This is a genomic window from Streptomyces sp. PA03-5A, assembly GCF_033792725.1.
Classification (GTDB): Bacteria; Actinomycetota; Actinomycetes; order Streptomycetales; family Streptomycetaceae; genus Actinacidiphila.
The window spans coordinates 60695-85386 of the sequence record NZ_JARAVL010000019.1 but is presented as its reverse complement, the minus strand read 5'-3'; the positions used below and the strand labels follow the sequence as shown (position 1 = coordinate 85386).

The following is a 24692-nucleotide window of genomic DNA, read 5'->3' as shown; positions in this document are numbered from 1 at the left end:
CCCCGCATCACCAGGAAAGGGCACAACCCACATGCGCAGAACCATCACCAGAGCCGTCGCCGTGATCGGCGCCGCCGCGCTGCTCGCCCTGGGCACGGCGTGCTCCAACGAACGCGAGGGCTCCACCGGCAAGGACACCAGCGACGCCAAGGGCGGCTTCGCGAAGGACGCCCTGGTCGGGGTCGCGCTGCCCGCGAAGACCTCGGAGAACTGGGTTCTCGCCGGTGACCTGTTCACCAACGGCCTGAAGGACGCCGGCTTCAAGGCGGACGTGCAGTACGCGGGCGCCTCGACCACCGTTGCGGACCAGCAGGCTCAGATTTCCTCCATGGTCACCAAGGGCGCGAAGGTCATCGTCATCGGTGCGACCGACGCCTCGCAGCTGTCCACCCAGGTGGCGCAGGCCAAGCAGGCCGGTGCGACGATCATCGCCTACGACCGCCTCATCACCAACACCCCGGACGTCGACTACTACATCGCGTTCGACAACTTCAAGGTCGGCCAGCTGCAGGGCCAGGCGCTGCTGGACGGCATGAAGGCGAAGAAGGCGAAGGGCCCCTACACGATCGAGCTGTTCTCCGGTTCGCCTGACGACAACAACTCGAAGGTGTTCTTCGACGGCGCGATGGAGGTGCTGAAGCCCGCCATCGACAAGGGCGACATCGTTGTCGGTTCCGGTCAGACCGACATCAAGCAGACCGCGACGCAGGGCTGGAAGGCGGAGAACGCCCAGAGCCGCATGGACTCGCTGCTGAACTCCACCTACAACGGCAAGAAGACGCTCGATGGCGTGCTCTCCCCGAACGACACCCTCGCCCGGGCGATCATCACCTCGGTGAAGGGCGCTGGCAAGCCGGTCCCGGTCGTCACCGGCCAGGACTCCGAGGTCGAGTCGGTGAAGTCGATCATGGCGGGTGAGCAGTACTCCACCATCAACAAGGACACCCGCAAGCTCGTCGCCGAGACCATCAAGATGGTCCAGGCCCTGCAGACGGGCGGCAAGCCGACGATCAACGACACCAAGTCGTACAACAACGGCAGCAAGGTCGTCCCGTCGTACCTGCTCCCGCCGGTCATCGTGACGAAGGAGAACGCGGCCGAGGCCTACGCCAACGACCCGAAGCTCTCCCCGCTCACGAAGTAGTTCACGAAGCGGTCGCGCACGACCACTGCCGCCGGTGCCCCGGACCTGGTCCGGGGCACCGGCGGCAGCCGCGTTCCCGGCACCGGAGGACACCGCCGCCACGGGAGCCCGGTCAAGGGCAGCGCAGCAGCCGCCGCGGTCCGATCCCGTCGTCGTGGATGAGCCGGATCTCCGTCCTCCCGACGCCGTCGAGTCCGTGCAGGCACGGGACGTCGATCTCGTCACCGGCCATGGTGATGGCCGCCTCCTTCGCGGCGATCGCGTCGTCCGCATGGTCCACCACGTAGTAGAGCCAGGTGGCCGCGGGACCACGGGTGCGGACCCTGAACCCCACCAGCCACTTGTCCGCCGAGGTGGCGCGACACGCGGTCGCGTGCGGGCACCGTGGCGTGAGGGCGTACTCCTGGTCGTGTCCACGCGTGCCCCCGATCGCCGACACGGCCCTGGTGATCTGCAGCATGGCGCACCTCCTCACCAGGTTCCTCCGAGGATGCCCCGGCCTTCAGGCCGGGGAGGAATCGGACACCTGCGGAGCAGGGCAGGAAAGAGGGTTTCGCCCCCAGGGCGAAAGACCGGCGGGTGGTGTGTGTGTCGTGCTGAGCGAGAACCATGCCAGCGCGACGGCGCGTTGCGAGAACCAAGCACGAGCCACCTCACCTTTGCCGTACACAACCGGGCAGGTTCCGTCCCGGCTGGTGTTGAGGGAGTAAGACCTTGCGGGTCGCTGACCTGCGGGGCTTCCTGAGCCAGGAATCCCCCTGCTTCAGTAGGGGGAGGGTTCAATCATCGGTCGTGCCCGGGTGGGACGCGGGAAGAAGTTGAGCCATCTCCCTCCTGACCGGACAGCCCCCGCCGCTGTGACAGGGTCCGGCCGCCCGAGGGACCCGGCTCAGGCCCCTGCCGCCGTGGACGGCACGGCCCAGGCGGCCGGGCACGCAGGTCCCGGGCGGCGCGTCGTGGACGCGGCCCGGGACCGGACGGCGCGCGCCTCATCCCCAGGCGCCGGCGATCTGCCGGGTCGTGGCGTTGAGCCGGTTGAACAGGTTGGTCACGCCGATCATCAGGACGATCGCGGCGAGCTGCTTCTCGTCGAAGTAGGTGGCGGCCGCGTCCCACACCTCGTCACCGACGGCCTCGGGCCGGTCGGCCAGCCGTGTGGCGGCCTCGGCCAGCGCCAGCGCCGCCCGCTCCTCCTCGCTGAAGTACGGGGCTTCCCGCCATGCGGCGACCGTCGCCAGGCGCTCGTCGCTCACCCCGGCCTTGCGGGCCGTCTTCGCGCCGCCGTCGACGCAGGCGCTGCAGCCGTTGATCTGACTGACCCGCAGATGCACCAGCTCCAGCGTCTGCCCGTCCACCCCACCGGAGTGCACGGCCTTGATCAGCTCCTGGATGGGCTGCATCGCGCCGGGCAGGACGGCGGCCGGGTTCTGCATACGGGACTGCATCATGGTTCTCCCTCTTCCGCTTCGGTTCCCCGCTCCCCGGGGCGTGACTCCATGACAGCCCTTCGGACTTGCCATGACGACGGCGGTGGGACACCGTGGGACAGCCGGAACGGCCTTGTACAGCGGCGATGCGGCCCGGAGGCGTTCTTCGGGGGCGGGACAGGAAGGCGGGGGACGGGTGGTTGCGCAGCAACGGACGGCGGAGGCCGACCCACCGGAGGAGCTGGCCGCCCGGCTCCTCATGCTCCAGGAGCTGTCCGGACGGGGCGTACGGGCCCTGGCGCGGGACACGGGCCTGAGCTCGTCGTCACTGTCGCGCTACCTCACCGGCCGGACCGTGCCGCCCTGGCCCGCCGTCGTGGCGCTCTGCCGCCTCGTCGCACGCGACCCGCGCCCGCTGCGGCCCCTGTGGGAACGGGCCTCCAACCCGCTGCCCGCGCCCCCGAGGACCAGCCGCCAGGTCCACCCCCCGACGCCGCTCGCGTCGGCCCCGCGGCCGCCCCGCAACGATCTGCCGCGTGACGCCCCCGACTTCACCGGACGCACGGACGAACTCGCCGCCGTGCTCGCTGCGGTCGGCAGCAGCAGGGTGGTCGCCGTCGACGGCATGGCGGGTGTCGGCAAGACCTGCCTGGCGGTGCACGCCGCACACCGCCTGGCCGCCGACTACCCCGACGCCCAGCTCTACCTGGACCTGCACGGGTTCACCGAGGGCCGGCGGCCGCTCGACCCCGACCCCGCGCTGCGGGCGCTCCTCGCGGCGCTCGACGTGCCCTCCGAGAGGATCCCGCAGGAAGGCGTCGAGCAACTGGCCGCCTGCTGGCGCTCGGAACTGGCGCACCGGCGCGCCGTCGTGGTCCTGGACAACGCCGCGGACGCCGCCCAGGTCCGTCCGCTGCTGCCCGGCGCGGGCCCCTCCGTCGCCCTGGTCACCAGCCGCAACCGGCTGCTGGGCCTGGAGGAGGTGCCACCGGTCTCGCTGGACGTGCTGACCCCGCAGGAGAGCACCGAACTGCTCGCCCGCGCCAGCGGCGAGCCCGGCGGGTCCGACGGGCGGCTGGCCCGCGAACCGCAAGCGGCGGCCGAGGTGCTGCGGCTGTGCGGCAACCTGCCGCTGGCCCTGCGGCTGGCCGCGGCCCGGCTCAGGCACCGGCCGGGCTGGACGGTGGGCATCCTCGTCGAGCGGATGGCGGAGGGCCCGAGCGAGTTCGACACCGCGTTCGCCATGTCGGTGAACCAGTTGGACCGTGCCCAGCGCCGCCTGTTCCGCCTGCTGAGCCTGCTGCCGGGCTCGACCTTCGACGAGTACGTCGCGGCCGCCCTCGCGGACGTGCCGCTGCGCGACACCCGGGTGATGCTCGAGGACCTGCTCGACGCCCACCTGGTCCAGCAGCCCGCCCCCGGCCGCTACCGGCTGCACGACCTGGTGCACCGGCACTCACTGCGGGCCACCACCGAGCAGGACCCGGCGGCCGAGCGGGTGCGGGCACGGGGCCGTGTGCTCGACTACTACGTGCACGCGGCGGCCGCCGCCGACGCCACCATGCCCTTCCTCTCCCGCAGCCGGGAGGCCTGTGCGGGCCCGGCCCCTGCGGAGCTGCCGCGGTTCACCGACAAGTACGCCGCCCTCGCCTGGTTCGGCGCCGAGTACACCAATCTGCTGGCCGCCTTCGAGGCGGCCCTCGCCGCCGGTGCCGACGCCCATGTGTGCGAACTGCCGCGCTTCATGAGGTCGTACTTCGCCCGGCGCTGCGGCACCACACAGCTCAACTCCCTCTTCGAGGGCTCGCTGGCCGCCGCCCGGCGGCTGGGCGACCCGCGGCAACTCGGGGAGGCGCACAGCGATCTGGGCTTCGCACGCCACAACGCGGGCCGGATGGCGGAGGCCGGTGCCGCGTATGAGGCGGCCACCGCCCTGGTGGGGGAGGCGGGGGACGTCCGGGCCGAGGCCGAACTGGCGATGCGGCGCGGCTACCTGAGGTGGGACCAGGGGTACGTCGAGGAGCCGCTGGAGTTGTTCCGGCTGGCGGGGAAGCTGTACGCGGACGCCGACTGCCCGATGGGCACGGCCCACGCCACCGCCTACGAGGCCTGGGCCATGCTGCAGCTGGGGCATGGCGAGGAAGCGGCGCGACTGGCCCGCGAGGCGCTGGAGATCCCGCACGCCGACCCCGCGTGGCCGCCGGCGCTCACCGCGCTCATCACCCTCGGGGTGGCCATCGCGCGCGAGGAACCCGGACGCGCCTGCGGCCATCTGCACCACGCCCTCGCGCTGGCCCGTGAGGACGGGCACCGGCACAACGAGGCCTGGTGCCTGAACTGCCTGGGTGTCGCCCTGCGACGGATGGGCCGCTACGAGGAGGCGCTGGCCAGCCATCGCGAGGCCTTCGCGCTGCTCGACGAGCTCTTCGAGGAGCAGTGGAAGATCCACTTCCTCAACGGCTACGCCGAGACCTGCCGGTTGGCCGGTCTGCCGGGGGAGGCCCTGCGGCTGCACCGGCAGGCGCTCGACCTCGCCCCGCGGGTGGGGTACCGGTACGAGGAGGCGCTGGCCCACGAGGGGATCGCCGCGGTGCTCGACGCCACGGATCCGTCCGCCGCCGCCCAGCACCGCGCGGCCGGACAGGCGATCCTGCGCGAGCTCGTACCGGGCGCCTGACGCGGGGCGTCAGGTGGCGGAGGGGACGTAGGGGAGGCCCGAGGACGGTTTCGACGTGACGGACTCCCTGCCGATGCTCAGCGATACCGGGGTGTTGGCGGCGAAGGAGAACCTGACGTCGGGCGCGTTGCCGGTCAACTGCTCGACCTGACGCCCGGCGGCGTGGGACAGCTTTCGCGCCGCCGGGGTCGTTGTGGACCGTACAAGAGGCTGACCGGACCGGGAGCTAGATGAGGGGGAGTTCACCGCCGTCGACTGTCAGGCTCACTCCGGTGACCCACTGAGCCCGGTCCGATGCGAGGTAGGCGACGGCCTCGGCGATGTCGCGCGGGTCTCCGGGACGACCCAGAGGGATGCCCGCTGTGGTGGCGGCAAGCGGGACGTCCATCGCGTCGGCGAAGTTCTGGCGGATCGCGTCGGCGCCCGGGGTGAGCACGTTGCCGGGGATGATCGTGGTGACGCGGATTCCGGCAGGCGCGAGCTCGGAAGCGAGCGCTTTGCTGTAGGTGTTAAGGGCGGCCTTGGCTGCACCGTAGTGAGCCAATGGCGGCGCCGGCGTGAGGGCCGCTCCCGATGAGATGTTGACGATCACGCTGCCCGACCCGGCCTCGCGCAGCGCCGGCAGCAGCGCGTTGTTGACCCTCACGGCGGACAGGTAGTTGAGGTCGAGTGCGTCGATCCATTCCTCATCGGGGATGGATGAGACGCCCCCGATGTGGGCGCGTGCCGCCGCCGCGTTGTTGACCACGATGTCGACGCCGCCGAGTACGTCGAGCGCTGCCGCAGTGAATGCCCGCACACCCGCGAGCGTGCCGATGTCGCCCTGAATGAAGGTGGCGGCCTTCGGCGTCTCGTCGGAGGCGTTACGCGCCGTGGTGACGACGGTCGCGCCGCCGTCGAGCAGCCGCTGCACGATGGCCGCGCCGATTCCGCGACTGCCTCCCGTGACGATCGCGCGCTTTCCTGCGAACTCGGTGGTGTCGGGTGAAGTGCCAGTTCTGAACATACGGTCCAATATACAGGTTCTGGACCGAACGTCCAGAAGATCTGGACCGATGGTTCAGAACGGCCTACCATGGAGGCATGGGGCGACCACGGAAATTCAGCGAGCAAGACGTCCTGGCCGCTGTGCATCGGCAGTTCAACGAAACCGGCTACCACGGAACCTCGGTCGACGATCTCTCCCGCGCGACAGGGCTCAGCAAGGGAAGCCTCTACGGCGCGTTCGGCGACAAGGAGGCCCTGTTCCAGCGAATATTCGAGGAGTACTGCGCAAACTCCGACGAGGGCGCCGCCGCCCTGCTCGAAGGCCCGGAGGACCAGGCCCTCGACCGCCTCCGCAAATGGCTCACGGCGCCGGACGACCACACCGGTCAGCCCGGCTGTCTGCTGGCCAAGGCCACGGCCGAACTGGCGTCGGAGAACGAGGCCATCGCGACCAGGTCACTCGCGGCGTTCGAAGTGCTGCTCGACAGCTGCCGCCGGCTTGTCGAGCAGGCGCAGCGCGCCGGGCACCTGGATCCGGCCGCCGACGCCGAGGCGCTCGGCGGACTGATCCTCACCACGCATCGCGGGCTCGAAGCGCTCGCCAAGGCAGGGGTCGACGTGAAGACCAGGAACCGAATCGCCGACGCCGCGATCGACAGCATCGCACTGCCTATTTCTTGATCCTGGAGCCGGCAGTTCCCGTCTGCGGCGCGGCAGACCTTGGTGCTCAGTCCTCTGCGGGAGCGGCCGGTGGCATGGTCGTGGGGCTCGCCGGCCGGAGCCCTTTTCCACGGGCCCCGGCCGCGTGCTGATGCGTGCGCACGATGGTGCAGTCCACCGAGACCGCCCAATTCAGGTCCTCATCGGCGTCGGCCTGGGTCGTCAGCTCGGTGAAGACCCGCTCTCGTCCGTGTCCGGCCACCGGGTGGACCCGACGGCGGCGGTCTACCGCGCCACCAAGTTCGCCGTCGCCGCGCTCTCCGAGGGGCTGCGCCAGGAGAGCCGGGACGTCCGCGTCACGGTCGTCAGCCCCGGCTTCACCCGGAGCGAGCTGACCGACCGCGGCGGATCCGAGGAGGCCCGGGTCGCCGCCCACGCGGCCGCCGAGCGGTTGGCGATCCCGGCGTCCGCCATCGCCGACGCCATCGCCTTCGCCGTCGACCGGCCCGCGGACGTCGACGTCAACGAACTCGTCGTACGCCCCACCGCGCAGGGCTGAGCGCCCGCCTCCGGTGGCGGTCGCCGCCCGCGTACGCGGGCGCGGGATCCGGTGCGGACCCCGCGCCGTACGATGCCGCCGGGGGTCAGGCGGCGGCGGGAGCGAGTTCGGCCCAGTGGGTGGAGCGGCCGGTCTCCCAGCGGTCGCCGTGCGCCGAGGCCACCTGGTCCACGATGGTCAGGCCACGGCCGTGTTCGCAGGCCCCGCAGCTGGCGGCCCATTCCCCGACGGAGGCGGCCGGTCCGCCGTCGGTGACCTCCACGCGGACCTGCCCGGTGCTCCGGTCGCGGTCCAGGTGGAGCACGATGGGCGGCCGGGCGTATTCGAAGGCGTTCGTGACGAGCTCCGAGACGACCAGCAGGATCTCGTCGGCAGCGGCTGCCGGCACCTTCCAGCGGTGCAGAGCTTCCTTGGTGAGTTTGCGGGCTTCTGCGGGGGCTTCGGGCCGGTAGGAGAGCGCCCAGCTTCCTGATTCGGCCGGCAGGGACTGCCGGCCCGGCCGCTGCCCTGCGTCGACGGTATCCATCCCATCCCTCTCGTTGTACCTGCAGGTACAACACGGGCGGGTCACCGACGATTCCGCAGGCCGGGGGCTACGCGCCGGGGGCGCGTCGGCGTAGCAGGACACCGACCCCGTCGTCCAGGGCGAGGGTGCCGCGGGGCACGACCACCAGCTCGGCACCGGTGCACGCCGCGGCACGCAGCAGGGCCGCTCCGGCGGGTTCGCCGGGCCCAGCCGGCAGGTGCCCGGGGAGCGGCGGGGGATCGTTGACCAGGACGGCCTCGGCGTCCGCGCGCCCCAGCGCCGCGACGACGGCTCCGGTGCCCTCGCAGGCGGTGCGGTCCTGGGCGCGCTGCATCAGATACGCCTCGAGGCGGGCCTGGTCGGCGGCGTTGAGGCGGCCGCCGAGCTCGCGGGCGAGGTGCTCCTCCAGCAGGGCCCGGTCGGGAGTGCCGCCGGGGTTGCCGGTGCCGACCGTGACGAGGGCGTTCCCCAGGCGTTCCGGCATGTGGTCGACCAGGACACCGGCGGTCCGGGGGTCGCCGGGATCCCGGCCCAGCACGAGCACCTCGGCGGCGCCGCGGTCGGCGAGGTCGGTCAGGTCCCCGGCGAGACGGGGGGCGGTGCGCTGCCAGTCCTCCGCCGGGACGGTCTGCCGGACGGCCGGATCCGTGTCGATACGTCCAGCCGGCCAGCGCTCGGTCTGGGCGGCGACCTGGATGCCGCCGCCGTCCTCGGTGCGGCCGACGAACACGGCCAGGTAGGGAAGGTCCGGGGCGCGCTGCACCACCAGGGGCAGGGCGTCGGGCAGGTCGTCGAGGTCGGCGGTGTCGTGCACGGGCGGTTCGGGCAGCTCCGCGGCGAGGACGAGTTCCCCACGGGTGGCGAACAGGGCCTGGCCGTGCCGACCGGGCAGGTTGTCGTCCATGCCCACAGCGGCGTGCAGGGCGTGGACGGTGGCCGGGTCGGCGCCGTGGGCGGTGAGGTCGTCACGCAGGTGCCGCCAGCGCCGTGCGATGACGCGGTCGGGATCCGCGACGTCCCGGGAGGTGTCCAGGTAGGCGCTCGCCCACGGGCCCGGCCGGTCGAACAGCGGTTGCAGGAACGACAGCTTCATCAGGGTGCCTCCCGGACGGGGCTCCTGTGGCCGGGCGGCGGCCGGGGACCGCGCGGATCGGTGTGTGCCGGCAACCGGTGCCGGCCCCCCCTTGAGCGTGCCCGTACCCGCTGGAGCGTGCCCGTACCCGCGCGGTGGTCCCTCGTGCGTGTGGCGGCGCGGGCAGTGGACCGCCCGGGCCGCCACAGAGCTCAGGTGAGGCAGCCGACGTGGGCGAGGGCCTGCCGGAGCAGGACGCCCTGCCCGCCCTGCATCTCCTGCTGCAACTGCGGCGAGGACGCCTCCTGCGGGGTGAACCACACCAGGTCGAGGGCGTCCTGCCGGGGGTGGCAGTCGCCCGCCACGGGGACGACGTAGGCCAGGGACACCGCGTGCTGCCGGGGGTCGTGGAAGGGCGTCACACCCTGTGTCGGGAAGTACTCGGCGATGGTGAAGGGCTGCGGCGAGACCGGGATGCGGGGCAGGGCCATGGGCCCGAGGTCCTTCTCCAGGTGGCGGATGAGCGCCTCGCGGACACGCTCGTGGTGGAGCACCCGCCCGGAGACGAGGGCGCGGCTGACGTTCCCGTCCGGTCCGATGCGCAGGAGCAGACCGATGTGTGTCACCTCCCCGCTGTCGTCGACCCGCACGGGCACGGCGTCGACGTACAGGATCGGCATGCGTGCGCGGGTCAGCTCCAGGTCGTCCGGAGACAGCCAGCCGGGCGTGGTTTCGGTCATGTCGGCCATCGAGTGATCGTACGCGGAGAGCAGGCCACGTGGGGGTGATCGCCGGGGTGCGCCGTGAACCTGTTCGACCCACCTTGGTGCGCTCGCGCACGCCCTGGCGCAGCGCGTCGCTCGGTTGCGGAATCGTCAATCGGTCCGGATACGGAGGCTCCGCGCCAGGGTGGGGATCATCACCGTCGCAGGGACGAGGTGCAGCCCGATGAGGGCGGTGGTGGTGGCCGTGTCCGCCCCGGACAGGAGGGGCGGGACCAGCGAAATCGCGGTCAGCGACACCGCCGTCCACACGAATCGCCTGGCGGGGTGAGCGCTCCAGCGAAGAAGAGCGACGGCAATGACGACGCCCACGACCGAGAAGAGGCCGGTCACCACGGCGAACCCGGGCAACGGGATCGTCTCGCCACCATCGGGGACCTCGAAGCCGACGCCGGCGGCCTGGGCAAGCGCAGCGGCGAGGGTGGTGGCCACCATCGCTGCGAGCGTGGCGATGAAGCCGGTGCCGGCGAGCCTGCGGAGTCGGTGGGTGTGGCTGGTCCGGCCCGATGCCGGGCCTGCGACGACCCCGGTGCCCTTCATGGTGTTCATGTCGTTCCTCCGTCATCCGGTAACGGGCGTACGGGGTGTGGTGACCGGCATGTGACGGTCCTGGCCTTGGGGGTGACGCTGCGCACCCTCGCCGTGCGACGGCCGGGGTCGCGCAGGGAGCGGACGCCGGTGCCGCGAAGCCAGAACCCGGCGTCGCGTCCGAGGCCGGGCTCGCCGTCGCGCAGCTCCAGCCGCACCCGCCCGCGGGTGACGACGCCGAAGGCGTCGCACCATTGCGCGGCGACCACCGTGACACGAGCGCCACCGCGCAGCGCGAGCGTCCGCACCGGGGCTACTCCGTGCCGTCCGCCGGCAGGCGCTCCGGAAGCCCGAGCCGCGGGAACCGGTCGGCGTGGAAGACGACGATCTCGGTGATCACCCCGCCGGTGACGCGCAGGACGTCGAGCGTCAACGGCAGGTAGGCGCCCTCGCGCTCGTTCCAGAGGTAGAAGGCGACGGCGGGTTGCCGGTTCACCGACGTGGGGACGCCGCGCAGACCCTGCATGCCTTCGAAGCCGTCCGCGACCCAGCCGGTCACCACCGCGTCGCGGCCCAGGGACAGGCCCGGCGTCGGCGGCATCGAGCAGCGGACGTCGTCACGCAGCATGCCGGCGAGCCGGTCGACGTCCGTGGCCACGCTGGCGTCGGTGAAGCGACGTACCAGCTCGCGCGTCCCGGAGTCCTCAGCGCCGCCGCTCCAGTCCTGCCGCTCGGCGGGCAGGTGCTCCCGCATGCCGGCGCGGGCCCGTTGCAGCGCGCTGTTGACGGAGTTGACGGAGTCGCCGAGGAGTTCCGCGACGTCCTTCGCCGGCCAGCCGAGCACGTCGCGCAGGATGAGTACGGCGCGCGGGCGCGGCGCGAGGTGCTGGACGGCGACGAGGTACGCCAGCTCGATCGTCTCCCGCGCGACGGCGACGCTCTCCGGCTCGTCGGCGTCGGCCGCGGGCAACTCGTCGAGCAGCCGGTCCGGGTAGGGCTGCAACCACAGCACCTCGCCGCCGGTCGCGGGCTCCGGGCGGCGCTTGGCGAGCAGGTCCAGGCAGGCGTTGGTGGCGATCCGGTACAGCCAGGCGCGGAACGTCGACCGCCCCTCGAAGGTCTCCCGCCGCCGCCAGGCACGGAGGAGCGTCTCCTGCACGGTGTCCTCGGCGTCCTCGAACGAGCCGAGCATCCGGTAGCAGTGCACGTGCAGCTCCCGCCGGTGCCGCTCCGCCAGCCCCGAGAACGCCGGCCCGTCGACCTCGCCGAGACCGCTCCCGCCCAGCTCCTCCAACCGCGTGTCCGCACTCATCACGTCATCCTTCGGTTCGTCGTGTCCCGTCGTAGATGTGACGGGTGCGGGCGCGACAACTCATCACCAGGGTCGGCCGGCATGGCACGGACACGCAGGGAACTCCGCCGCTTCGTGACTGCGAACCAAGGACCCGTAGGCCCCGCCTGACGATTGGTCATCTCGTGGAGTCTGCCGGACCCGTTACCGGGAGGGGGCCTGCGCGGTCGCGGCCTCCGCGCTCTTGCGGGCGGCGCGACGCTCCGTCGCCCAGTAGCCGAGGCCGATCAGGGGCAGAGCGGCCCCGAGGACGCTGACCGCCCTCCAGCCGTCCGCGTGGTAGGCCAGTGCCCCGAGTTGCGAACCGAGCGCGCCTCCCACGAAGAAGATCGCGATGAAGGCGCTGTTCAGCCGCGACCGCGCGGCGGCGTCGAGCTGGTAGATCGTGTGCTGCCCGAGGATGAGCGAGGTCTGCACGGCCATGTCGATGAGGACCGCGGCGAAGGCGATCAGGATGATGCTGTGCTGCCCGAAGCCCGCGACGGCGAAGGCCACGGCCGCGACGCCGAGGGCGGTCCCCGTGACCGGGCGGACGAGGCCGCGGTCCGCCCAGCGGCCCGCCAGCGGTGCCACCGCGGCACCCGCCGCTCCCACGAGCGCGAAGACCGCGACACCGATCGGCGAGTAGTGGAACGGGCCGGTGAGGAGGAAGGAGACGGGGGTCCAGAAGACGCTGAACGCGCCGAACATGGCCGCCTGGTACAGCCCCCGGCGTCGCAACGCAGGATGTGTCCGCACCAACTGCACCGTCGAACGCAGGACCCGCCCGTACGACAGGGAGGTCGTCGGGGCGTGCTGTGGCAGGGCGGCGCGCAGCGCCAGGGCCAGGAGCGCCATCAGGACCGCGGAGCCGAGGTAGACGTAGCGCCAGCCCGCGAGGTCGGAGACCAGGCTGCTGACGGTGCGGGACAACAGGATCCCGGCGAGCAGTCCGCTCATCACCCGCCCGACGATGCGGCCGCGGGCGCGGTCGGGCGCGAGGCCCGCCGCGAACGGCACCAGGATCTGCGCGACGACGGAGGTGGCACCGCTGACCAGGGACGCGACGAGCAGCATCGGGAAGCTCGTGGCGAAACCCGCCACCACCAAGGAGACCGTGGTGACGGTCAGCAGCGCGGTGACCAGCCGGCGCTTCTCCAGCCGGTCGCCGAGCGGGACCAGGAAGACCATGCCGACCACGTAGCCGACCTGCGTCACCGTGATCAAAGTGCCGGCCGCTGCCGGACCGAGGTGGAAGATCGTGCTCAGCGACGCCAGGAGCGGCTGGGCGTAGTAGAGGTTGGCGACGGTCAACCCGGAGGCGACGGCCAGCAGCCCGACCAGCCATCCCGGAACGCCGTGGGCGGCCCCGGCGGGCGCCGGACGACGCACGGACCTGGTCGTGCGGGGAGCGGACACGAGGACCTCCTCGTGTCGGGAACCGGTGGTGCGGTTCGGGCGGGTGGAGTGGCGACCGAGCAACCCCTCGCGCCGCTCGGACGAATGCTGCAGCGCCCGCACCGGAGGATTGCTTCCCCGGTGAGGAAGATGCATCACGATATCCGTCATCTCCGACGGAGATGACCGCCGTCACCGCCGGGCGGGGGAGTCCTCGGGGGGCGTCACCTCGAACGCCTCGACGGCCCCCGGCAGCGGCTGCGCGAAGGCGTCACGCCGCAGCCGCCGGCCGAGCGCGGTGACCGCGGGTTCGGTGTAGCGGGCCGCCAGGGGCCCGACGACGACCAGGATCAGGACGTACGCGGTGGCCAGGGGGCCGATACGGGGCTGCGTGGCGACGGCGAGGCCCGCGATGACGATGGAGAACTCCCCGCGTGCGACGAGCGCGCCACCCGCCCGCAGCCTGCCCCGCGCGTGGATGCCCGCCCGCCGGGCGGCGTACCAACCGGTGACGATCTTGGTTCCCGTGGTGACCAGCGCCAGGGCCAGCGCCGGGAGCAGCACGGGCGGGATCGCCGCCGGATCGGTGGACAGCCCGAAGAACACGAAGAAGACGGCGGCGAACAGATCGCGCAACGGCGTCAGCAGACGTCCCGCTCCCGCCGCAACCTCACCGGACAGGGCGATGCCCACCAGGAACGCCCCGACGGCCGCCGACACCTGCAGTTTCTGGGTGATGCCCGCCACCACCAGCGCCAGGCCGAGCACGACCAGCAGGAGCATCTCGGGGTTGTCGGAGGAGACCGCCTTGCTGAGCAGCCGGCCGTGGCGCAGCGCCAGGTACAGCACCGTGCCCACGGTCCCGAGGGCGATCGCCAGCGTCACGCCTCCGGCAGCCAGGCCCAGGCCCGCCAGCAGGGTGGTCAGCAGCGGCAGGTAGACCGCCATGGCCAGGTCCTCGATGACGAGGACGCCGAGCACCACGGGCGTCTCGCGGTTGCCGAGCCGGCCGAGGTCGGTGAGCACCTTCGCGATGACACCGGACGAGGAGATCCAGGTGACCCCGGCCAGCGCGACGGCGGCCACCGGCCCCCATCCCAGCAACAGCGCCGCCACCGCGCCGGGTACCGCGTTGAGGACGAAGTCCACGACCCCCGACGGGTACTGCGCGCGCAGATTGGTGACCAGTTCCGACGCGCTGTACTCCAGGCCGAGCAGCAGGAGCAGCAGGACCACGCCGATCTCGGCCCCCACGGAGATGAAGTCCTCGCTCGCCGACAGCGGCACGATGCCGCCGTGCCCGAAGGCCAGTCCGGCCAGCAGGTAGAGCGGCACGGGCGACAGCCCCATCCGGCCGGCGAAGCGCCCGATGAGGCCCAGCCCGAGGATGACGGCGCCGAGCTCGATGAGCAGCGCGGTGGTGTCGTGCATCGTCACCGCCCCGCCACGATCGCGGCCAGTGCGTCCACGCCCTCACGCGTGCCGACCACCACGAGCGTGTCCCCGATCGCCAGCCGGAAGTCCGGCCCGGGGGAGTGGTGCGCGGTGGTCCGGCGCATCACGGCCACGACGGAGGCCCCGGTCAGCGTCCGGGCGCGGGTGTCACCCAACGGGCGCCCCGCGTACGGCGACCTGGAGTCCACCGGGATCTGTTCGGTGACCAGCCCGATGCCCTCCGTCCGCACTGCCTCCAGCGGTGTCGGGTCCAGCAACCGTGCCAGCCCGGCGGCCTCGTCGGCTTCCAGTGGGACCGACATCCCGCACGCGTCGGGATCGTCGGCCTCGTAGAAGCCGAGGAACCTCCGGCCGTCCTGGTGGACCACCACCGACAGGTTCCGCCCGGTGCGCGTGGTCACGTCGTACTGCGTGCCGATGCCCGGAAGGGTCGTCCGCCGTATGCCCACTCCTGCCTCCCAGGCGACCTGCACCCCACCCCTGCGGACGGCGTGCTCTTGACCAGCGACTTTTACATCCTTATTACGTTCATCCGGAGCGTTCTATTCCGAACGCGCCGGTCGTCGCGTGGTCGGGCAGGAGGGGGCGGCGCCGGTCACTCCTCGCCGGAGAACCGTTCCCACGCGGACTGCCGGGCGATCCCGAGGGCTTCGCCGATCCGGGTCCAGGTGACACCGCGGCGCCGCAGTTCCTGCACCCATGAGCGCAGATCGGCCTCGGCCCGGTCGATGTGCGCGGCGACGCGCGGGATGTGGCCCAGCATCTCCGCGTCGGTCAGCGATGCCCAGAGCGGCAGGGGAGCTCCCGGCGGGGTGCCCAGGCTTCCGTCGATGATCGATGCGGACAGCGCCACGCATTCGTTGCAGATCTGCACGCCGGCGCCCGCGACCAGCTTCTCGACCTCGCGGTCCGGCTTGCCGCAGAAGGAGCACCGGGTGAATGCGTCCTGGATGCCAGAGGGGGGCACGGCTCACTCCTTGGTTGTCAGGGATTCCCTGACAAGCTAGAGCGTCAGGGAATCCCTGACAAGCCGTTCGCGTGCGTCATCTCGTCGCCGGAACCGGCCAGGTGAGGAGGTGTCAGCTTGGCCGATGCGGCCCCGGTCCTGCCGCGCGGCGGGACCGGGGCCGGCCGGATCAGGCTGCGGGCCCCACCGTCGGGGGCTGGGACAGGGCGGCCTTGACGCTTCGCGTCTGCTCGTCGGCGAGGACCTCGAACCGGTCGTGGGTCAGGGCCTCCATGGTCAGTTCCGCAACGCTGGCGGCGCTGATCTTCGGCGCGTCCGTCCATGCGCTCAGGTCGGTGTCCACGAATCCGCAGTGCACACCGACGACCAGGGTGCCCTGGTCGTGCAGGCCCTTGCGCAGGGCGTCCGTCAGCGACCACTGCGCGGCCTTGGACGCGGCGTAGCCGGGGAACTGCGGCTGCCCGGCCCAGGAGGCCAGTGACAGCATGTTCACCAGCGCCCCGCCGCCGTTGCGGGCCAGCACCGGGGCGAAGGCCCGGGACACCGCCCAGGTGCCGAAGTAGTTGACCTCCATCGCCTGCCGTGCGCCGTCGAGGCCGCCCGACAGCAGCCCGGTGGTCGCGCCTCCGATACCGGCGTTGTTGACCAGGATGGAGACGTCGCCCGCCGCCTCGGCGGCCGCGGCTGTCTGCGCCTCGTCCGTCACGTCCAGCCGCAGCGGGACGAGGTCCGGATCGGTCACGCTCTTCGGGTCGCGGACGCCGGCGTAGACCTTGGCCGCGCCCTGCTCCAGGAGCGCCCGGGCGAACGCGCGCCCGATCCCTCGGTTGGCTCCCGTCACGAGGGCGACGGATCCCTTGATGTCCATACGGCTTTCCTTTGCGACACGCCCTCTCGGCAGGGCACCGGACACGGCTCGAGCACGCGGCCCTTCGGGGTCCGCGGTTCCAGGCTAGCATCTGGATTTAATAATGAAAGTCAGAGCTCGTCAGGTTGTGGCGACGACGCGGCCCCACGCGCGAAACCGCAGGTGGGGCCGGAGAACGGGCCGGAGGCGGGGCCTGGGTGTCCGCCTCAGAGGGCGAGGGCGCCGCCGTCGATCGGGAGCGTGGCGCCGTGGATGTGCGCGGCGTCCTCGCCGGCGAGGAAGACCACCGCGGCGGCGACCTCCTTGGCGGTGCCCGGCCGCTTGGCGGGGTAGTTCTGGGCGAGCTTCTCCAGCAGGGTGCGGTAGACCTCGTTGGCCTCGGTGACGGTCGGGCCGGGAGCGACGGTGTTGACCCGCACCCCCTTGGAGGCCAGCTCGACCGCCCAGGACTTCGTCAGCGAGTGCAGACCGGCCTTGGTGGCCCCGTAGAGCGCCGCGAAGTCCATGCCGACGACACCGTTGATCGACCCCACGTTGATCACCGATCCGGCGCCGCGCTCCACCATGGCGGGCACCAGCGCGGCCGCGAGCAGGAACGGGACCTTGACGTTGACCGCCAGCGCCTCGTCGATCTGCTCCTCGGTCGCCTCCGTCATCGACTGCGGCGGGACCAGGTAGGCGGCGTTGTTCACCAGGATGTCGATCGGCCCGCCCGCGAGCGCCGACGCCTCCTGCGCCAGCCGCCGGACCTCCGCACCGCCCGCCGCCAGATCGGCCTGGACGAAGTGCGCCCGGCCCCCCTGTGCCGTGATCCCCTCGACGACCCCGGCACCGCGCTCCGCGCTGCGCCCGGTGACCACGACGGTGGCACCCTCAAGTGCCAGGGCTTCCGCGACCGCACGTCCGATGCCGCTCGTCGAACCGGTGACGAGCGCGGCGCGGCCCAGTAGACGTCCCATTGCACAACCTCCAAGGAATGACGGGTACTTCCGCGCGTGACGGCGCGGGCGAGCCGGACCGGTCGCAGAAGTGATTGCTACGTCAAGTAAATCGAGGAGTGCTTGCCCCGTCAAATATCCTGCCGACGAGGTGGGTTGGCGGCCCGCGGGCCGGGCGCCCGGCGGTTCAGGGGCGGGGCCAGGGCCGTCCGGCGAGGCGTTCGATGTCGGTGTTGAAGCGCCTGAGGTAGGAGGCGAAGGCGGCGATGTCCTGGTCCGGCCAGTCGGCCATGACCTTGTCCAGGCCGCCGATGATGGCGTCGCGCTCCTCGTCCAGCATGCGGGCGCCCTGGGGCGTGATGCGGAACTTGCGCGCCATGCCGCCCTCCGGGTCGGGGATGCGTTCCACGAGCCCGGCGCGCATGGCCGCGGCGGTCTGCCGGTTGAGGGTCGAGGCGTCGAGCGCGAAGGCCTCGCTCAGCTCGCCGATCGACATGGGCCCCTGGACCCGGATGCGGCTGAGGAGGATGTACGCGCTGCGGTCCAGGGCGCCGGACCTGTGGCGCAGCAGTTCGTGGCGGCTGAGGAGCATCTGCTCGTACTCGACCTCGTGGGTGGACCTGCCCATAGCTCTTCCGCCTCCTGCCGTCCGCCGGGCCGCCGGTGTGCGTGTGCGGCGCCCGCTGTCATCCTCGCACAGCGCGTGCACCAGCCACATCATGTGCGTGATGCACTTCCTATGTACGATGCACATCGATCCCGAACGCAGGACCGTCAGGCGAGGAGTGCCGTCATGAACGCCCCACAACCCACAGCCCGTGCAGGGGGCGTGGTCGCCACGCTGGCCCTCGCCGGCATCACCGCCGCGATCATGCAGACGCTCGTCACCCCGCTGCTGACGGAGCTGCCGCAGATCCTGCACACCTCGTCCTCGAACGCCGCCTGGGTGATCACCGCCACCCTTCTGGTGGCGGCCGTGTGCGTGCCCGTCTTCGGGCGCCTCGGCGACCTGGTGGGCAAGCGGCGCATGCTGGTGGTCTGCTCGGTGCCGCTCGTGGCGGGCTCGGTGGTGTGCGCCCTGTCGTCCTCCGTCACGCCGATGATCGTCGGGCGGGGTCTGCAGGGCATGGGCATGGGCATGGTGCCGCTCGGCATCGCCCTGCTCCGTGACGTGGTGCCCGCGGAGAAGCTCAGCTCCTCCATCGCCCTGGTCAGCGCCTCCATGGGCATCGGCGGCGGTCTGGGCCTGCCGATCGCCGCCGCGATCGCCCAGTACGCCGACTGGCGCGTGCTCTTCTGGGGCTCCGCGGGCCTGGCCGCCGTCGTCGCGGTGCTGATCTGGTTCTTCATCCCCGAGGTTCCCGCCGGCGCCAAGGGCCAGCGCTTCGACGTGCCCGGCGCGCTCGGACTGGGCGTCGGACTGGTCTGCCTGCTGCTCGCCGTCTCCAAGGGAGCCGACTGGGGCTGGGGTTCGGCGACCACGCTCGGCCTGTTCGGTGCCGCCGTCGTCGTGCTGGCCGGCTGGGGCTGGTGGGAACTGCGCACCCGCGACCCGCTGGTCGACCTGCGGACCACGGCCCGGCCCCGGGTGCTGATCACCAACCTGGCCTCGGTCTTCGTGGGCTTCGGCATGTACGCCGGGATGCTGGTCGTCCCGCAGTTGCTGCAGTTCCCCAAGGCGACCGGCTACGGCCTCGGCCAGTCCATGCTCGCGGCGGGCCTGTGGCTCCTGCCGGGCGGCATCATGATGATGATCGTCTCTCCCCTGGGCGGCAAGCTGACCAATGCCCGCGGCCCCAAGTTCACCCTGATGTGCGGCGCCCTGGTCCTCGCCGCCGGGTACGGCCTGTCGCTGGTGCTGACGGGCTCCGCCTGGGGTCTGATGCTGGCGGTCATGGTCGTCAACAGCGGCGTGGGACTCGCGTACGGATCGATGCCCGCCCTGATCATGGGTTCGGTCCCGTTGTCGGAGACCGCCGCCGCCAACGGCTTCAACGCCCTGATGCGTTCGCTGGGCACCTCGGTGGGCGCCGCCGTGATCGGTGTCGTCCTCTCCCAGATGACCACGACCGTGGGCGGCTACACCTTCACCTCCGAGAACGGCTTCCGTACCGGCCTGGTGATCGGCTGCGGCATCGCGCTGGTCGCCGCGCTCGTCGCCATGGCCATCCCGGCCGCCCGCGCCGCGTCGGGCGACGCCGAGGCCGCGCCGGCCCCGGTGGCCAAGCAGGCGGCCCTGGAGAACTGATCCGCCTCACGAACCCCACGGTTCCCCCGGGCGATCGGTCGACGAGACGCGGGGCAGCGGCCGCACTCCCGCATGACGGGCGTGCGGCCGTACGCGTCCCTGTTCCGCGTCGTACCGGAGAAGGCCGGGGCATACGAGGCTCAGGGCCGTCGGTGTGGCCGGCAGCGTCTCCTCCGGCTGATCACCTTCTGCCATCGCCTGACCGCCCTGTACAGGCCCTCGCGGTCGACGGGACGCCACCCGCCCCGACCGGCGCCGAGGGCTGATCGCCTCCCCTGGCGGGTTCGGACGGACGGCTGCAGATGCGCGGTGGCCGAGCCGGTGCCAGAGTCGGGAACGACCGTGATCACCCCGCGAGGCTCCGAGGCCGCGGAGGTGGGGAGCGGTCGTCAGAGGGAGCCGCCTCCGCGCGGGACGCGGCCGCCCGGGGCATCGACCGAGAGGCCGCCGTGGGAAGCTCGGAGACGGGAGCGGACACCGAGGTGGTGGAAGCGGTCGAGGCTGAACTGTCCGCCTACATGGCGGAACGGCGCCTCACCGGATCGGGTGTCCTGCCCGCGGACGCCACCTTGGCCGGCACCCTCACGGAGTTCGTGTCGCGTGGTGGCGCCCGGCTGCGCGCACGCTGCCTGTGGTGGGGCTGGCTCGCGGCGGGTGGGCCGGTCGCCCGGGACGAGGTCGTGACCCCGGTACGGCTGGGGGCGGCGCTGGAGCTGTTGCAGGCCTGCGCGCTGATCCACGACGACGTGATGGACCGCTCGGACACACGCCGGGGCGGGCCGGCGGTGCACGCGCAGTTCACCGAGGCGCACCTGCGGGCGGGCTGGTCCGGGGACGCGGCGGCCTATGGATTCGCGCAAGCGGTGCTGGCCGGCGACCTGGCCTTGGTGTGGGCGGAAGACCTCCTCAGGACCGTGCCGCTGGGCGACGTGGTGCGCCGTCAGGTCGAAGGGCTGTGGCAGGCCATGCGCTCCGAGATGGTGGCGGGCCAGCACCTCGACCTGCGCCTGCAGGCGGAACGCTCGGACGACCCCAGGGCGGCCCTGCGTACCGCCGAACTGAAGTCCGCCCTCTACAGCGTCGCCCGCCCGCTGGCAGTGGGCGCGGTCGCCGCCGGTGCGGACGACCGCACGACCGAGGTCCTGCACGAGTTCGGCCGCCGGATCGGCCTGGCCTTCCAGCTCCGTGACGACTTGCTGGGCGTCTACGGGGACCCGGCAGAAACGGGCAAACCGTCAGGCGACGACATCCGCTCGGGAAAGCTCACGTACCTGACGGCCGTGGCGCTGCAACTGGCCCGGCGGTCCGGCTCGCCCGCAGCCGAAGCCCGCATCCGCGCGACGCTCGGCAACCCCGATGCGGACGAGACGGCGCTCGACGGCCTCCGCGGGCTGTTGCGGGACCTGGGTGCGGTGCAGGCGGTGGAGACCCGGATCGCCGCCTTGGCCGACGAGGCCGCCGGTCTCCTCACAACCGGGCTCCTCGAACCGCAGGGCGTCCGTTCCCTGGCCCGGCTGGCCCGCCGTATAGGTGCGGTCGCCGTCGTATGACGCCGCCGGTTCCACCCGCCCCCGAGTCGCAGGAGGACTGCTGATGAGGTCCGTTCAGGGCCCCACCGATCACGTGGTCGTCGTCGGCGCAGGGCTGTCCGGGCTGGCCACTGCACTGCACCTGCTGGGCGCGGGTCGCCGGGTGACCGTTCTCGAGCGGGCCGGTGGACCCGGGGGCCGCGCCGGTCTGCTCGAGCTCGGGGGTTACCGCATCGACACCGGGCCGACGGTACTGACCATGCCCGATCTCCTCGAGGAAGCGTTCGCGGCCACCGGCGGCACCCTGGCCTCGCGGGTGGAGCTACAGCCGCTGCACCCCGCCTACCGCGCGCAGTTCGCCGACGGCTCCGCCCTCGACGTGCATTCCGACCCTGCCGTGATGGAGGCCGAGGTCGCCCGGTTCGCAGGCGGGCGGGAGGCACTGGGGTACCGGCGGCTGCGGCGCTGGCTGAGCGAGCTGTACCGGGTGCAGATGCGCGGCTTCATCGACGTCAACTTCGACTCGCCCCTGTCGCTGCTCACCCCCGACCTCGCCCGGCTGGCGGCGCTCGGCGGATTCGGCCGGCTCCAGCCGCGCATCGCGCGCTTCGTCAAGGACGAGCGTTTGCAGCGCGTCTTCTCGTTCCAGGCCCTGTACGCCGGAGTGCCACCCGCCCGGGCGCTTGCCGCGTACGCCGTGATCGCCTATATGGACACGGTCGCCGGTGTGTACTTCCCACGAGGCGGCATGCACGCCGTGGCCCGTGCGCTCGCCGCCGAGGCCGCCGGCGCGGGGGCCGACCTCCGCTACCACAGCGAGGTGGCCGTCCTGGAGCGCAGCACGGGCGGCAGGGTCACGGCCGTACGCACCGCCGAGGGTGAACGGTTCGCCTGTGACGCCGTGGTCCTCACCCCCGACCTGCCGGTGGCGTACCGGCTCCTCGGTCGCGTCCCCCGGCGGCCGGTACGGCTGCGCTGGTCGCCCTCCGCGTTCGTGCTGCACGCCGGAACCCGCCGGACGTGGCCGCAGCTGGCACACCACACCCTTTCCTTCGGCGGCGCCTGGACCCGCACCTTCGACGAACTGACCCGCCTCGGACGGCTCATGAGCGACCCCTCCCTGCTCATCACCCGCCCCACCACCACCGACCCCTCCCTCGCCCCCGAAGGCCGGCACCTGCACTACGTCCTCGCCCCGTGCCCCAACCTCTCCACCGGCCCCGCCGACTGGGCCCAGCTGGGCCCCACCTACCGGGAGCGCCTGGTGGAAGAACTGGAAAAGCGCGGGTTGGAGGGGTTCGAGGCGTCCGTCGAGACCTCGCGGACCGTCTCACCTGCCGACTGGGCGGCCGAAGGGCACGCCGCGGGCACACCCTTCTCCGCCGCTCACACCTTCGCCCAGACCGGCCCCTTCCGCGCCCGCAACCTCGTCCACGGTGCCGAGAACGTCGTGCTGGCCGGTTGCGGCACCGTACCGGGTGTCGGAGTGCCCACCGTGCTGATCTCCGGGAAGCTAGCGGCCGCCCGCATCGCCGGGGACCGTGCGGTGGCCCGGCACCGGCCGCGCAGGAGCGTCCCGTGACCGCCCGTGAACTCGACGCCGCGGGGATCACCGAGCCCCGGACGCGGGCAGCCTACAGCCGCTGCCGGGCGCTGAACGCACGGCACGGCAAGACCTACTTCCTGGCCACCCGGTTGCTCACCCCGGACCGCCGCCCCTTCGTCCACGCCCTCTACGGCTTCGCCCGGTGGGCCGACGACATCGTCGACGACTGCCACGACGGCAGCGGTGTCACCTCCGCCGCCCGGAAGCAGGCGCTCGCCGAGTTGGAGACGGTGCTGCTGGACGGACTGCGCACGGGCCACGCGGACCATCCCGTGGTCACCGCGCTCGCCGACACCGTCCGCCGGCACCGACTCGACCACACGCTGTTCACCGACTTCATGGCCTCGATGCAGATGGACCTGACGGTCACCGCCTACCCCACCTACGGCGACCTGGCCGGCTACATGCACGGTTCGGCCGCGGTGATCGGCCTCCAGGTCCTGCCGGTCCTCGGCACCGTGACGTCGCGTGAGGAGGCCGCTCCTGCGGCGGCCGCACTCGGCGTCGCCTTCCAGCTCACCAATTTCCTGCGCGACGTCGGGGAGGATCTCGACCGCGGTCGCGTCTACATCCCCGGCGACATCCTGGGCGCCCACGGGGCCGACCAGGCCCTCCTGACGTGGTGCCGGCAGCGGGGCACCACCGACCCACGGGTCCGCGCCGCCCTTCACGAGACCGCCGCTCTCACCCGCGGTGTGTACCGGCGGGCCGCCACCGGCATCGGCCTGCTCGCACCTGTCTCGCGCCCCTGCGTCCGAACGGCACTGGTGCTCTACCGGGGCATCCTCGACGAGATCGAGGCCGCCGGCTACCCGGTGCTCCACCGCCGCGTGGCCGTGCCCCGCCACCGCCGTGCGCGCGAAGCCGCCCGTGGTCTGATCGCCGTCGCCTCGAGCCGCGCCGTCCATCGGGCCTGCCCGCGCCCGGCGCCGTCCGGTGCCGCATCCGACACTCCCGAGGGGTCGCCGGTATGAGCCGCTCCCGCCGTCCGTTCCATCCGCTGGCCCTGCTCAGCGGTGGCAAGTGGCAGGACCAGCCGCCCACCTGGCACGAGGCCAAACCGGCCCTCGTCGCGGCCGCGCTGAAGCGCGCCCAGGCCCGGCCGTCCGGGAACTGGTACGTGGTGGCGGCCAGCTCGGAGGTCGCCAGCGGGCGCATCACCGGGAGGTGCGTGGCCGGCGTCGAACTGGTGCTGTGGCGGGACCGTCAGGGGCGAGTCCGGGCCGCCCCCGGCGCCTGCCCCCACCTGGGCGCTCCGCTGTGCGAAAGCTTCGTGCGGGACGGCACGATCGTCTGCCACTGGCACGGCCTCGCGCTGAAGCCCTCGGGGTTTCCCGGCTGGGAGCCCTACCCCGCCCACGACGACGGCCTCTTGGTGTGGGCGCGTCTGGACGCCGTCGGCGGTGAGGAGCCCTCGGCGGCGCCGCCCGTCCCCACGCGGCCCGCCCTCGCTTCGTCACTGGCGGCCGTCATGACCGTCGCCGGACGTTGCGAACCCGAGGACGTCGTCGCCAACCGGCTCGACCCCTGGCACGGCGCCTGGTTCCACCCTCACTCCTTCGCCGACCTGAGTGTCGCCGAGGCCCCTGCCGCCCATGACTCGGGTCCGGCAGACGTCGCCGTGGACCGGTTCCTGGTCGACGTCTCCTTCCGCGTCCGTGGGCGCCTCGGCGTTCCGGTGCGGGCGGAGTTCACCGCGCCCGGGCCGCGCACCGTGGTGATGCGGATCGTCTCCGGGGAGGGCGCCACCAGTGTTGTGGAAACCCACGCCACACCCCTCGGCCCCGGCAGCGACGGACGACCGCGCACCGCCGTGATCGAAGCCGTCGTCGCCCACTCGCCGCGCCGGGGCTTCACCCTCGCGCGCCGGGCGGCGCCGCTGATGCGGTCGCTGATGCGGCGCGGTGCCGGCCGGCTGTGGCGCGAGGACCTCGCCTACGCCGAGCGCCGCTACGCCCTGCGCAGCCAGGGCCGGTTCCCCGGCTGACGCC

At 72.4% G+C, this 24692-nt stretch carries 25 protein-coding genes and 1 pseudogene; 9 read left to right on the top strand and 17 right to left on the bottom strand.

Annotation, left to right across the window (positions count from 1 at the left end; genetic code table 11):
• Positions 1 to 31 precede the first annotated feature (31 nt).
• On the top strand, positions 32 to 1144 hold the full coding sequence (locus PV410_RS23990; RefSeq protein ID WP_499509026.1) for a substrate-binding domain-containing protein: 1113 nt from the start codon (positions 32 to 34) through the stop codon (positions 1142 to 1144).
• A 112-nt stretch (positions 1145 to 1256) separates the two neighbouring features.
• Here PV410_RS23990 and PV410_RS23985 read toward each other — a convergent pair whose 3' ends face one another.
• Both PV410_RS23985 and PV410_RS23980 read right to left on the bottom strand, forming a co-directional pair.
• Positions 1257 to 1604, bottom strand: coding sequence for a hypothetical protein (locus PV410_RS23985; protein ID WP_500327545.1), 348 nt, complete (start codon positions 1602 to 1604; stop codon positions 1257 to 1259).
• 529 nt (positions 1605 to 2133) lie between these two features.
• A complete protein-coding gene (locus PV410_RS23980) occupies positions 2134 to 2589 on the bottom strand; it encodes a carboxymuconolactone decarboxylase family protein (protein ID WP_500327697.1) in 456 nt (151 codons plus the stop codon).
• 178 nt (positions 2590 to 2767) lie between these two features.
• Between PV410_RS23980 and PV410_RS23975 the strand changes: the two genes are divergently transcribed.
• Entirely contained in the window at positions 2768 to 5248 is a 2481-nt protein-coding gene (locus tag PV410_RS23975; RefSeq protein WP_500327543.1) for a helix-turn-helix domain-containing protein, read from the top strand.
• A gap of 9 nt (positions 5249 to 5257) precedes the next feature.
• Here PV410_RS23975 and PV410_RS23970 read toward each other — a convergent pair whose 3' ends face one another.
• Complete coding sequence (locus tag PV410_RS23970) at positions 5258 to 5386, bottom strand: hypothetical protein (protein ID WP_500327541.1); 129 nt, start codon at positions 5384 to 5386, stop codon at positions 5258 to 5260.
• A gap of 88 nt (positions 5387 to 5474) precedes the next feature.
• A complete protein-coding gene (locus tag PV410_RS23965; RefSeq protein WP_500327539.1) occupies positions 5475 to 6254 on the bottom strand; it encodes an SDR family oxidoreductase in 780 nt (259 codons plus the stop codon).
• 77 nt (positions 6255 to 6331) lie between these two features.
• On the opposite strand from PV410_RS23965, the gene PV410_RS23960 reads away from it, so the two are divergent.
• Positions 6332 to 6916, top strand: a complete 585-nt coding sequence (locus PV410_RS23960) for a TetR/AcrR family transcriptional regulator (protein ID WP_500327537.1) — start codon at positions 6332 to 6334, stop codon at positions 6914 to 6916.
• Positions 6917 to 7136: 220 nt separating this feature from the next.
• A pseudogene (locus tag PV410_RS23955) lies at positions 7137 to 7454 on the top strand (SDR family oxidoreductase); the annotation flags it as partial.
• A gap of 85 nt (positions 7455 to 7539) precedes the next feature.
• Here the strand turns inward: PV410_RS23955 and PV410_RS23950 are convergent.
• The 13 genes from PV410_RS23950 to PV410_RS23890 form a co-directional block, all read right to left on the bottom strand.
• Positions 7540 to 7980 carry an ATP-binding protein gene (locus PV410_RS23950; protein ID WP_500327535.1) on the bottom strand — a complete coding sequence of 147 codons (441 nt, stop codon included), beginning with the start codon at positions 7978 to 7980 and terminating at the stop codon, positions 7540 to 7542.
• Between the two features lie 67 nt (positions 7981 to 8047).
• Positions 8048 to 9073, bottom strand: a complete 1026-nt coding sequence (locus PV410_RS23945) for a baeRF2 domain-containing protein (RefSeq protein ID WP_500327533.1) — start codon at positions 9071 to 9073, stop codon at positions 8048 to 8050.
• A gap of 191 nt (positions 9074 to 9264) precedes the next feature.
• On the bottom strand, positions 9265 to 9801 hold the full coding sequence (locus PV410_RS23940) for an NUDIX hydrolase family protein (protein ID WP_499509019.1): 537 nt from the start codon (positions 9799 to 9801) through the stop codon (positions 9265 to 9267).
• A gap of 126 nt (positions 9802 to 9927) precedes the next feature.
• On the bottom strand, positions 9928 to 10374 hold the full coding sequence (locus tag PV410_RS23935) for a DUF6069 family protein (RefSeq protein ID WP_500327532.1): 447 nt from the start codon (positions 10372 to 10374) through the stop codon (positions 9928 to 9930).
• A gap of 5 nt (positions 10375 to 10379) precedes the next feature.
• On the bottom strand, positions 10380 to 10670 hold the full coding sequence (locus PV410_RS23930) for a hypothetical protein (RefSeq protein ID WP_500327530.1): 291 nt from the start codon (positions 10668 to 10670) through the stop codon (positions 10380 to 10382).
• Between the two features lie 5 nt (positions 10671 to 10675).
• Positions 10676 to 11674 carry an RNA polymerase subunit sigma-70 gene (locus tag PV410_RS23925; RefSeq protein WP_500327529.1) on the bottom strand — a complete coding sequence of 333 codons (999 nt, stop codon included), beginning with the start codon at positions 11672 to 11674 and terminating at the stop codon, positions 10676 to 10678.
• A gap of 183 nt (positions 11675 to 11857) precedes the next feature.
• The gene (locus PV410_RS23920) at positions 11858 to 13111 is read right to left on the bottom strand and encodes an MFS transporter (RefSeq protein ID WP_500327527.1); all 1254 of its coding nucleotides are present in this window, start codon (positions 13109 to 13111) and stop codon (positions 11858 to 11860) included.
• A gap of 171 nt (positions 13112 to 13282) precedes the next feature.
• Complete coding sequence (locus PV410_RS23915; RefSeq protein ID WP_500327526.1) at positions 13283 to 14521, bottom strand: cation:proton antiporter; 1239 nt, start codon at positions 14519 to 14521, stop codon at positions 13283 to 13285.
• A 2-nt stretch (positions 14522 to 14523) separates the two neighbouring features.
• Complete coding sequence (locus PV410_RS23910; RefSeq protein ID WP_500327524.1) at positions 14524 to 14994, bottom strand: cation:proton antiporter regulatory subunit; 471 nt, start codon at positions 14992 to 14994, stop codon at positions 14524 to 14526.
• 146 nt (positions 14995 to 15140) lie between these two features.
• A complete protein-coding gene (locus PV410_RS23905; RefSeq protein ID WP_500327522.1) occupies positions 15141 to 15512 on the bottom strand; it encodes a ClpX C4-type zinc finger protein in 372 nt (123 codons plus the stop codon).
• Between the two features lie 169 nt (positions 15513 to 15681).
• Positions 15682 to 16380, bottom strand: a complete 699-nt coding sequence (locus tag PV410_RS23900) for an SDR family oxidoreductase (protein ID WP_500327520.1) — start codon at positions 16378 to 16380, stop codon at positions 15682 to 15684.
• A 206-nt stretch (positions 16381 to 16586) separates the two neighbouring features.
• Positions 16587 to 17339: an SDR family NAD(P)-dependent oxidoreductase gene (locus PV410_RS23895; RefSeq protein ID WP_500327519.1), complete on the bottom strand. Its 753-nt coding sequence runs from the start codon at positions 17337 to 17339 to the stop codon at positions 16587 to 16589.
• A 166-nt stretch (positions 17340 to 17505) separates the two neighbouring features.
• Entirely contained in the window at positions 17506 to 17946 is a 441-nt protein-coding gene (locus tag PV410_RS23890; protein WP_499509010.1) for a MarR family winged helix-turn-helix transcriptional regulator, read from the bottom strand.
• A 165-nt stretch (positions 17947 to 18111) separates the two neighbouring features.
• Between PV410_RS23890 and PV410_RS23885 the strand changes: the two genes are divergently transcribed.
• From PV410_RS23885 to PV410_RS23865, 5 genes are all read left to right on the top strand, one after another.
• Complete coding sequence (locus tag PV410_RS23885) at positions 18112 to 19566, top strand: MFS transporter (RefSeq protein WP_500327518.1); 1455 nt, start codon at positions 18112 to 18114, stop codon at positions 19564 to 19566.
• 449 nt (positions 19567 to 20015) lie between these two features.
• On the top strand, positions 20016 to 21116 hold the full coding sequence (locus PV410_RS23880; protein WP_500327516.1) for a polyprenyl synthetase family protein: 1101 nt from the start codon (positions 20016 to 20018) through the stop codon (positions 21114 to 21116).
• Between the two features lie 43 nt (positions 21117 to 21159).
• Entirely contained in the window at positions 21160 to 22677 is a 1518-nt protein-coding gene (gene crtI, locus PV410_RS23875) for a phytoene desaturase family protein (RefSeq protein ID WP_500327515.1), read from the top strand.
• Positions 22674 to 23675, top strand: coding sequence for a phytoene/squalene synthase family protein (locus tag PV410_RS23870; RefSeq protein ID WP_500327513.1), 1002 nt, complete (start codon positions 22674 to 22676; stop codon positions 23673 to 23675). The genes crtI and PV410_RS23870 overlap by 4 nt, the downstream gene beginning before the upstream one ends.
• Positions 23672 to 24688, top strand: coding sequence for a Rieske (2Fe-2S) protein (locus tag PV410_RS23865; RefSeq protein ID WP_500327511.1), 1017 nt, complete (start codon positions 23672 to 23674; stop codon positions 24686 to 24688). Before PV410_RS23870 ends, PV410_RS23865 begins: the two co-directional genes overlap by 4 nt.
• Positions 24689 to 24692 lie beyond the last annotated feature (4 nt).

Excerpts from the sequence above, each read along its gene's own strand:
- PV410_RS23915 (WP_500327526.1), bottom strand. The coding sequence starts at position 14,521 with ATGCACGACACCACCGCGCTGCTCATCGAGCTCGGCGCCGTCATCCTC.
- PV410_RS23965 (WP_500327539.1), bottom strand. The coding sequence starts at position 6,254 with ATGTTCAGAACTGGCACTTCACCCGACACCACCGAGTTCGCAGGAAAG.
- PV410_RS23960 (WP_500327537.1), top strand. The coding sequence starts at position 6,332 with ATGGGGCGACCACGGAAATTCAGCGAGCAAGACGTCCTGGCCGCTGTG.
- PV410_RS23895 (WP_500327519.1), bottom strand. The coding sequence starts at position 17,339 with ATGGGACGTCTACTGGGCCGCGCCGCGCTCGTCACCGGTTCGACGAGC.
- PV410_RS23940 (WP_499509019.1), bottom strand. The coding sequence starts at position 9,801 with ATGGCCGACATGACCGAAACCACGCCCGGCTGGCTGTCTCCGGACGAC.
- PV410_RS23945 (WP_500327533.1), bottom strand. The coding sequence starts at position 9,073 with ATGAAGCTGTCGTTCCTGCAACCGCTGTTCGACCGGCCGGGCCCGTGG.
- PV410_RS23985 (WP_500327545.1), bottom strand. The coding sequence starts at position 1,604 with ATGCTGCAGATCACCAGGGCCGTGTCGGCGATCGGGGGCACGCGTGGA.
- PV410_RS23865 (WP_500327511.1), top strand. The coding sequence starts at position 23,672 with ATGAGCCGCTCCCGCCGTCCGTTCCATCCGCTGGCCCTGCTCAGCGGT.
- PV410_RS23925 (WP_500327529.1), bottom strand. The coding sequence starts at position 11,674 with ATGAGTGCGGACACGCGGTTGGAGGAGCTGGGCGGGAGCGGTCTCGGC.
- PV410_RS23950 (WP_500327535.1), bottom strand. The coding sequence starts at position 7,980 with ATGGATACCGTCGACGCAGGGCAGCGGCCGGGCCGGCAGTCCCTGCCG.
- PV410_RS23900 (WP_500327520.1), bottom strand. The coding sequence starts at position 16,380 with ATGGACATCAAGGGATCCGTCGCCCTCGTGACGGGAGCCAACCGAGGG.
- PV410_RS23885 (WP_500327518.1), top strand. The coding sequence starts at position 18,112 with ATGAACGCCCCACAACCCACAGCCCGTGCAGGGGGCGTGGTCGCCACG.
- PV410_RS23935 (WP_500327532.1), bottom strand. The coding sequence starts at position 10,374 with ATGAAGGGCACCGGGGTCGTCGCAGGCCCGGCATCGGGCCGGACCAGC.
- crtI (WP_500327515.1), top strand. The coding sequence starts at position 21,160 with ATGAGGTCCGTTCAGGGCCCCACCGATCACGTGGTCGTCGTCGGCGCA.
- PV410_RS23890 (WP_499509010.1), bottom strand. The coding sequence starts at position 17,946 with ATGGGCAGGTCCACCCACGAGGTCGAGTACGAGCAGATGCTCCTCAGC.
- PV410_RS23980 (WP_500327697.1), bottom strand. The coding sequence starts at position 2,589 with ATGCAGTCCCGTATGCAGAACCCGGCCGCCGTCCTGCCCGGCGCGATG.
- PV410_RS23990 (WP_499509026.1), top strand. The coding sequence starts at position 32 with ATGCGCAGAACCATCACCAGAGCCGTCGCCGTGATCGGCGCCGCCGCG.